This window comes from Kineococcus siccus (assembly GCF_009906795.1).
Lineage (GTDB): Bacteria > Actinomycetota > Actinomycetes > Actinomycetales > Kineococcaceae > Kineococcus > Kineococcus siccus.
This window is the reverse complement of record NZ_JAAALN010000368.1, coordinates 1-1,881: the sequence shown is the minus strand read 5'-3', so window position 1 is coordinate 1,881 and position 1,881 is coordinate 1. Positions and strand designations below refer to the sequence as shown.

Sequence of the window (1,881 nt, the reverse complement as noted above, 5' to 3'; positions counted from 1 at the left end):
CCGGCTGCGGGTGCTGCGCGCCGACGGCGACGACCTCGACGCCGCCCTCGAGGCCCTGGCGGCCGTGCCGGGCGTGCTGGCCGCGCCGACCGCCCGCCCCGGCGGGGCGCTCGTCGTCGTCGTCGCCGACGCCCCCGCCCCGCTGCGCCGCGTGGAGGAGCTGCTGGTCCGGCACGGCTGCCGCGTGGGCACGGGCCGGCCCGCCGGGCCCGCCGACGCCGCGGACGGGGACGCCTCGGCGCGCGCCGCGCTGCGCCGCACCAGCGCGGGCGAGCCCGTGGTGCGGGCCGACGACGCGCACCGGGCGGGGCTCGCCGCGGCCCTGGGCCCGGACGCGCTGCACGCCTACGCGCGCGACGTGCTCGCCCCGCTGGCGGCCCTGCCGCCGGCCGAGGCCGACCGGCTCGTCGCGACGGGCCGCACCTTCCTCGAGCACCACGGCCAGCGGCAGCCCACGGCCGACGCGCTGGGCGTGCACCGCAACACCGTGCGGCAGCGCGTCGCGCGGCTGGAGCGCGTGCTCGGCCGGTCGATGGACTCCCCCGCCGACCGGGCCGACCTGTGGGTGGCCCTGACCGCCGCGCCCGCCGCCGGCCCGGGGCCGCGGGGCGTCAGTCGAGGGCGCGCCGGGGGCGGATGACGACCCCGCTGCGGGGCCGCGTCGGCATGACGGAGTCGTCGCAGCCGAGGTCCTGCGGCGGCAGCGAGAACGGCAGCCGGGCCAGCGCCCGGACCGCCACCGCGAGCACGGTCAGGGTGACGCCCTCGCCCGGGCAGCGGTGACCCGTGGCGACGTCGCCACCGCCCTGCGGGACGAGCGTGTCGGGGTCGGGGGTCGCGTCGAGGAACCGGCCGGGGTCGAAGCGGTCGGGGTCGGGCCAGTGCCGGGGGTCGTGCGTCGTGCCGTGCACGTCGAGCACGACGAAGCCCCCGCGGGGCACGCGGACGCCCTCGACGTCCTGCGCGGTGCGGGCGCGCGCCGCCAGCACGGGCACGAAGGGGTGCACGCGCCGCACCTCGTGGCAGAAGGCGGCGAGCGCGCCGGCGTCGCCGTCGGCGATGCGCTCGCGCCAGCCGGGGTGCTCGGCGAGCGCGCGCCCCGCCGCGGCCACGAACCAGGCGACGGCCACCGTGGGGCGCAGCACGTTGAGCAGCTCGACGGCCGCGACCCGGTCGGGCAGGGGGCGGCCCCGCAGGTCGGTGGCGTCCGCGGTCAGCTGCAGGACGCTGCCGGCCGGCGGGTGCACGTCACCCCGCCGGGTGCCCCGCACGACGCCGGCGGCCCAGCGGTCGAGCTGCGCGCGCGCGAGCGCCGCGCGCACCCACGCCGGGCCGGGCCGGCCGAACCCGTCGACGACCGTGGCGAGCTGACGGGCGCGGCGCGAAAGCTCCGCCGGCCCGCACGGGACCCCCGCCCACCCGGTCACCGCGCGGGTCAGCACCTGCACGGCCTCGTCGAACAGCACGACGTCGTGCGGCCGCCCCGCCGTCCAGTCCCGCGTGGCCAGCGCCCACTCGCGCTCGGCCCGCTCGCCCAGCTGCCGCACGGCCGCCGGGCTGAGGGCGCGCACGAAGAGCGCCTTGCGGTGGTGGTGCTCGGCGTCGTCGAGGCCGTGCACCGCTCCCGCGCCGAACAGCACGAGCTTGACCGGCGGCGGGAAGGCACCCCGGCGGCGCAGCCGGTCGTCGTAGAAGCGGCGGACCCCCTCCGGACCACCGACGACCGCGGAGCGGCGGCCCAGGAAGCGCAGCGGGGCGGCCAGGCGGCCGTCGCGCACGCGCGCCGCCCACGGGTAGCCCTGCCGGACGAGGTCGATCGAGGGGTCCACGCGCAGCGGGTACCCGGCCACCGGGACCTCACACGCGCCCCCCGCCCGCGCC

2 protein-coding genes are annotated in these 1,881 nt (G+C 81.1%); one reads left to right on the top strand and one right to left on the bottom strand.

From position 1 onward, the window contains the following. Positions 1–640: helix-turn-helix domain-containing protein (locus tag GTR02_RS21480; protein WP_166609502.1), on the top strand; the 640-nt coding region annotated here is incomplete at its 5' end. Here GTR02_RS21480 and GTR02_RS21475 read toward each other — a convergent pair. After that, the coding region (locus GTR02_RS21475; RefSeq protein WP_205709786.1) for a cytochrome P450 at positions 612–1,881 on the bottom strand (1,270 nt) is incomplete at its 5' end. The two genes, GTR02_RS21480 and GTR02_RS21475, sit on opposite strands and share 29 nt — an antisense overlap.